The organism is Candidatus Accumulibacter vicinus, from assembly GCF_000584955.1.
In the GTDB taxonomy this organism is placed as follows: domain Bacteria; phylum Pseudomonadota; class Gammaproteobacteria; order Burkholderiales; family Rhodocyclaceae; genus Accumulibacter; species Accumulibacter vicinus.
In genome coordinates this window covers 124,319-130,285 of record NZ_JDSS02000024.1, presented here as the reverse complement: position 1 = coordinate 130,285, position 5,967 = coordinate 124,319, and the positions used below count along the sequence as shown (strand labels likewise).

The window sequence follows — 5,967 nt, the reverse complement described above, 5'->3', positions numbered from 1 at the left end:
ACGACCGGCGCCGGTCGTTTCCAACGAGGTGCCGCCACAGGTGGTCGAGAAAAACGAAGCACGTTCGCGTGAGACGCTACGCCAGCGTGATCGGGAGTCTCGCTGATGAAAGCAAGCATGAATATCGTTGCGGCCGTTTTCGTGGCCGTGCTGGTGGTGCTCGGAGCGACCATTTTTACGGTTGACCAGCGTCAATACGCCATCATCTTTCAGCTCGGCGAAGTCCGCAATGTCATCGAGGAACCCGGCCTGTATTTCAAGTGGCCATTGATCCAGAATGTGCGCTTTTTCGACAAGCGCATCCTCACCCTGGACAGTACCGAACCCGAGCGTTTCATCACTTCGGAAAAGAAGAACGTTCTCGTGGATTCGTTTACCAAGTGGCGAATCGTCGATCCCAAGCTCTACTACATCTCGGTGGCCGGCGATGAATCGCGAGCCAAGACGCGGCTGACGCAGACCGTCAATGCCGGCCTGCGCGAGGAATTCGGCAAGCGCACCGTGCATGATGTGGTTTCTGGCGAGCGCGACAAGATCATGGCCCAGATGCGCGAGAAGGCCGACCTCGACGCCCGCAAGATTGGCGTGCAGATCGTCGACGTGCGCGTCAAACGTGTCGAACTGCCCAGCGATGTCAGCGAATCGGTGTATCGCCGCATGGACGCAGAACGTAAGCGGGTGGCCAACGAATTGCGTTCGCAGGGGGCTGCCGAGGCCGAAAAGATTCGCGCCGACGCCGACAAGCAGCGTGAGGTGATCGTTGCCGAGGCTTATCGCGATGCACAGAAGATGAAGGGTGAGGGCGACGCCAAGGCCTCGGCAATCTATGCGCAGGCTTTTGAAGGCAGCCCGGAGTTCTACGCTTTCTATCGCAGCCTCGAAGCCTATCGCAACAGCTTCAAGGGCAAGAATGACCTGATCGTCGTCGAGCCCAACTCCGATTTCTTCAAGTATATGAAGAGCATCAGCCGAAGTGGCGACAAAGCCGGCAAATGATCGATCACCTGCTGCTTGCCTTTGCCCTGATGCTGGTGCTTGAAGGGCTGTTGCCATTCGTGGCGCCGAACGCCTGGCGTGAAACCTTCCGGCGTCTGATCCGCTTTTCCGACGGGCAGATCCGCTTCATCGGCCTGACCTCGATGTTGGTCGGGCTGGTATTGCTGATGATTTTCCGATGAACTGGCTACTGCCCGAACATATCGCCGATGCCCTGCCGTCAGAAGCCGCGCAGATCGAGCGGCTGCGCCGGACACTGCTGGATCTGTTCCGCGTGCATGGCTACGAGTTGGTGATGCCACCGCTGCTCGAATACCTGGATTCCCTGCTCACCGGCTCCGGGCACGATCTGCGGCTGCGGACCTTCAAGCTGGTCGACCAGTTGTCGGGACGCACGCTCGGCTTACGTGCCGACATCACGCCGCAGGTTGCCCGCATTGATGCCCACCTGCTCAATCGTCAGGGGGTGGCGCGACTGTGCTACTGCGCCAGCGTGCTGCATACCCTGCCGGCGTCGCTGACCGCGAGTCGCGAACCGATCCAGCTCGGGGCCGAGCTGTATGGTCACGCCGGGGTTGCCGCCGACCACGAAGTCATTCGCCTGATGGCCGCCGCACTCGACGCTGCCGGCGTTCCGGCAGCACGTATCGATCTTGGCCATGTCGGCGTTTTTCGTGCGCTTTCGGCAGCCTCCGGCCTGGATTCCGAACTCGAGGGAGCGCTGCTGCAATTGCTGCAGGCCAAAGATGTGCCGAGTCTTCGCGAGCCTTGCGGCAAGCTCGACGAACCTCTGCGTTCTGCGCTGCTGGCGCTGCCCGACCTCTATGGTGGCGTCGAAACTCTTGCCGCGGCTGCCAAAGCGCTGCCTCCCTTGCCGGCAATCACTGCAGCGCTGGAAACCTTGCGGCAGTTGCAGGCGTCGCTGCCCGATCTGCCGCTATCGTTCGATCTCGCCGACCTGCGCGGCTACCACTATCACAACGGTGTCGTCTTCGCCGCCTATTGTCCTGACTTCTCGAGTGCCCTCGCACGCGGCGGACGTTATGATGGCGTCGGTAGGGTTTTCGGCCGCGCACGGCCAGCAACCGGTTTTTCGATGGATTTGCGCGAACTGGCACGGCTGGCGGAAAGTGCGGCACCACCCGGAGCGATTCTGGCGCCTGCTGCTGCGGCCCAGACAGCACTGGCGGCCGCAATTGCCACGCTGCGTGCGCAGGGCGAAATCGTCGTCGAACGTCTACCGGCCGAAACACGAAGCGAAGGGCCGCGGTGCGACCGCCAACTGGTCGAACGTGACGGGCAATGGCTTGTTGAGGCAATCACAGGAACGGATCACGGGAATGGCTAAGAATGTGGTGGTCGTGGGGACACAATGGGGTGACGAGGGCAAAGGCAAGATCGTTGACTGGCTGACCGATCATGCCAAGGGGGTCGTTCGCTTCCAGGGTGGCCACAACGCCGGGCACACGCTGGTGGTCGGCGACAAGGTCTACAAGCTCAACCTGGTTCCCTCGGGAATCGTTCGGGCAGGCGTCGATTGCTTCATCGGCAATGGTGTCGTACTCGATATTCACCATCTGATCAGCGAGATCAAGGTCCTCGAGGCGGGCGGCATTGACGTCCGTTCGCGGCTCAAGATCAGCCCGGGCTGTCCGATCATTCTGCCTTATCACGCGGCCCTCGATCATGCACGCGAGGCAGCGAAGTGTGCGGATTTACGGATCGGCACCACCGGCAAGGGTATCGGCCCGGCGTATGAAGACAAGGTGGCGCGGCGGGCGCTGCGGGTCTATGACCTGTTCTATCCGGATCGCTTCGCCGAGCGTCTGAAAGACAACCTCGACTACCACAACTTCGTGCTGACCCGCTATTTCGGGGCCGCAGCGGTCGATTTCGATGCCGTTTTCGCGCAGGCCATGACCGACGCCGAAGAGATCAAACCACTGGTCACCGACGTCTCGGCGGCGCTGCATGCGATCAACCAGGCGGGCCACAATCTGCTCTTCGAAGGTGCGCAGGGCGCCCTGCTTGACATCGATCACGGCACTTACCCCTTTGTCACCTCGTCGAACTGTGTCGCCGGCCAGGCTGCCGCCGGTTCAGGGATCGGTCCGGGAATGCTGCACTACGTGCTCGGAATCACCAAGGCGTATTGCACGCGCGTCGGTGGCGGTCCCTTCCCGAGTGAACTCGATATCGAGACAGCCGGCCTGCCAGGGCACCAGATGTCGCAAAAAGGGCGTGAGTTTGGTACCGTCACCGGGCGCAAGCGGCGTTGCGGCTGGCTCGATGCGGCAGCACTCAAGCGCTCGATCCAGATCAACGGCATCACCGGTCTATGCATTACCAAGCTCGACGTGCTGGATGGTCTGTCGGAGCTGAAGATCTGTGCCGCCTATCGGCTTGACGGGAAACTCGTTGAACGGCTGCCGATGGGCGCTGACGAGGTCGCTGCCTGTCAGCCCGTGCTCGAGACCCTGCCCGGCTGGTCCGAGTCCACGGTCGGAGTTGGCACGATGGAGGCGCTGCCGGCAGCAGCGCGTGCCTATCTGGAGCGCATCGAAGAACTCTGCGGAATTCCGATCGACATCATCTCGACCGGGCCGGAGCGTGCCGAGACGGTGCTTCGCCGGCATCCTCTGAGCGAACCGGCATAGCATAGCAGCCGTCGGTCATAACCAACGAGGGGATCTGGCTTCGTCGTCGTGAAGGCCGATGCCCGAATCGGCAGGCACTCGATTCCCGCCGGTGGGAGGGTGCAGCCAGAATTTTGCGGGAGGTGAACATGGGCATTCTCGATTGGTTCAAGAATCGGCCGGCGCAATTCGATCCTGATGGCGTCTCAGAGGAAATGCTGCGAGCCGCGGTCGACAAGGCGATCACCTTGACCAACCCGCGTCTGGCCGTGCTGCCTTCCTGCCAGCGCCGCCTGACGCCGTCCGTCGAGACGACGATTGAATTCCTTCGCACTCTGGTGAAGGGCCTGCCCGGTGTACATACCCTGTCATCTTCGACCTGGTCGGCTGACCCGGCTTTGCGGGCATTCTTTGTCGCACCGATGGATATCCCGGCGGTGCTCGGGCGATCCGACAATCTGCGCACCCTGTTCGACAAGTTCCCCGAACTCGACGAGGCCTGCCTGATCCTCGGCATGGCGTTCAACGAACAGAAGATCTTTGGAATGGCGCTGCAAGGCGATATGGTGCAGCGCGATGTGGTGCAAACCAGCGTCAGCTTCTCGGATCATCGCGCGCATCTCTGCGGCCGTGACCAATCCCGCTTGCGGCGTGTCGTGGGGGTGCAGGTTTTCGAGTACCTGCTGGCGCAAGCCCTGGCGGAGATTGGCGAGAATCGCGTCGAAAGACAGGAACTGGAAGGCAACCGTGCGCTGATCCGGGCACGCCTGCGCCTGCTCCAGCAACAGGGGCCGGGCCTCGGTTCGATGTTCGGTTCGCCACCCGCGGCACGTAGCGAGCAGGCCAGGCTGGAGGCAGAACTGCTGGAAAACGAACGGCAGCTGCAAGCCATCGGCGGCGGTGAAACGGCACTGGAAGCCGAACTCGAATGCCTGCAAGCAGTGCTCGAAAACCCCGGTCGCTATCTGAGCGTCGAACAGAAGCAGTTGCGACTGACCACGATGAATGTCGTGACCGAAAAAACAAGCAGCGAAGTGGCTGCCGAAGTCGATTTCTCCATCGCCGAGCTGACCGGTACCCAGAAAGTGCGCAGGGCTTTCGTGCTTGGACGCGTCGCACGCAGCGAGCTGCCGTCTCCGGCAAAAATCAATTTTGACGATGCCGCGCGATACCTCTGAGACACATCCCGCCGATCGTGGCGTTGGCACCGATCAAACCGCCAACGCAATTGCACCATGCATGCTGCAACCAGGCGTTCTCGAGGTGTGCAGGGATGATCCCCTCCCTCGCCGTTGTCCATACCCGCTACAGGCCAAGCCATGCCTAGAATACAGATCGAACTGCCCGTAAATTTTGCCTTTTCGACCGAGATTCCGCTCTATCTCAGTCACATGAATTACGCCGGTCACCTCGACAATGCCGCGCTGCTCTCGGTGGTGTCCGAAGCACGAGCACGCTTCTTCCAGTCGCTGGGCTATAGCGAACTCGATGTCGAAGGACTCGGCATCGTGATCGCCGACGCAGCCCTGCAGTACAAGTCCGAAGCCTTCCACGGCGAGGTGATGATCGTTTTCATGACCACCCGCGATTTCAGCAGCAAGGGCTGTGACCTGTTGTGGTGTATGCGGGAAAAGGTCAGCCTGCGCGAGGTTGCACGAGGCAAGACGGGAATCGTCTTCTTCGACTATGCTGCACGCAAGGTAGCTGCGGTGCCCGACCATTTCCGCGCGCGTGCCGAGTTACCTTTCGATCGCCCCCCTGTCTGACGATCATGACCTTTCCGGGCCCCCCGATCATCAAAGTCATGACCGTTTCTCTCTCTTGCAGGGTCATTCCGGCTTGTACGCCGGAATCGTTCGATGAGCGCAGAGCATGCTCTGCGAATTCCCCATCTGACCCCCGACCTTTCCCCCGCGTCGTGGCGGGGATTACGTCTTGCCGGTCAAGGACAACCAGAAGAACCTGGCCGAGGCGATTCGCGAGTTCTTTGACGAAGGTGCCAAAGCCGGTTTTGGTCGGCTCACGGTGGGACGTTTTGAAGAAATCGAGAAGGATCATGGCCGGATCGAGACTCGTCGCTACACGTGGATCAATGACGTCTCCTGGATGGACAAGCGGATGCGTGAGGCATGGAAGAAGCTCGGTGGCGTCGGCATGATCGAGTCGGTTCGGCAGATCGGTGAAGACATCAGTCGTGACCACCGTTACGCCATCGGTTCCTGCGGTGTGCAGACGGTCGACCTATTTGCCAAAGCCTCCCGCAACCACTGGAGTATAGAGAATGGCTTGTGTGGTCTTCCGCGAAGATCAGTGCCGTGCCAGAGAGGGGCACTCG

The 5,967-nt window shown here is 60.8% G+C and carries 7 protein-coding genes; all 7 read left to right on the top strand.

The features are described from left to right. Nucleotides 1–105: 105 nt before the first annotated feature. Nucleotides 106–996, top strand: coding sequence for a protease modulator HflC (gene hflC / locus CAPSK01_RS11165; protein ID WP_034926323.1), 891 nt, complete (start codon nt 106–108; stop codon nt 994–996). After that, nucleotides 993–1,178, top strand: a complete 186-nt coding sequence (locus tag CAPSK01_RS11160; RefSeq protein WP_034926320.1) for a DUF2065 domain-containing protein — start codon at nt 993–995, stop codon at nt 1,176–1,178. The genes hflC and CAPSK01_RS11160 overlap by 4 nt, the downstream gene beginning before the upstream one ends. Beyond that, nucleotides 1,175–2,344 (top strand): ATP phosphoribosyltransferase regulatory subunit, encoded by a 1,170-nt coding sequence (locus CAPSK01_RS11155; RefSeq protein ID WP_034926319.1) that lies wholly within the window; start codon nt 1,175–1,177, stop codon nt 2,342–2,344. The genes CAPSK01_RS11160 and CAPSK01_RS11155 overlap by 4 nt, the downstream gene beginning before the upstream one ends. Continuing rightward, on the top strand, nt 2,337–3,653 hold the full coding sequence (locus CAPSK01_RS11150) for an adenylosuccinate synthase (RefSeq protein WP_034926317.1): 1,317 nt from the start codon (nt 2,337–2,339) through the stop codon (nt 3,651–3,653). Before CAPSK01_RS11155 ends, CAPSK01_RS11150 begins: the two co-directional genes overlap by 8 nt. A gap of 128 nt (nt 3,654–3,781) precedes the next feature. Further along, nucleotides 3,782–4,810, top strand: coding sequence for a hypothetical protein (locus CAPSK01_RS11145; RefSeq protein ID WP_034926314.1), 1,029 nt, complete (start codon nt 3,782–3,784; stop codon nt 4,808–4,810). 141 nt (nt 4,811–4,951) lie between these two features. Continuing rightward, complete coding sequence (locus CAPSK01_RS11140; RefSeq protein WP_034926312.1) at nt 4,952–5,398, top strand: thioesterase family protein; 447 nt, start codon at nt 4,952–4,954, stop codon at nt 5,396–5,398. A gap of 169 nt (nt 5,399–5,567) precedes the next feature. Next, on the top strand, nt 5,568–5,967 hold a 400-nt coding region (locus CAPSK01_RS11135; RefSeq protein ID WP_273703527.1), incomplete at its 3' end, for an ISAs1 family transposase.

Coding starts and splice junctions, on each gene's coding strand:
- CAPSK01_RS11145 (WP_034926314.1), top strand. CDS start 3,782: ATGGGCATTCTCGATTGGTTCAAGAATCGGCCGGCGCAATTCGATCCT.
- CAPSK01_RS11155 (WP_034926319.1), top strand. CDS start 1,175: ATGAACTGGCTACTGCCCGAACATATCGCCGATGCCCTGCCGTCAGAA.
- hflC (WP_034926323.1), top strand. CDS start 106: ATGAAAGCAAGCATGAATATCGTTGCGGCCGTTTTCGTGGCCGTGCTG.
- CAPSK01_RS11140 (WP_034926312.1), top strand. CDS start 4,952: ATGCCTAGAATACAGATCGAACTGCCCGTAAATTTTGCCTTTTCGACC.
- CAPSK01_RS11150 (WP_034926317.1), top strand. CDS start 2,337: ATGGCTAAGAATGTGGTGGTCGTGGGGACACAATGGGGTGACGAGGGC.
- CAPSK01_RS11160 (WP_034926320.1), top strand. CDS start 993: ATGATCGATCACCTGCTGCTTGCCTTTGCCCTGATGCTGGTGCTTGAA.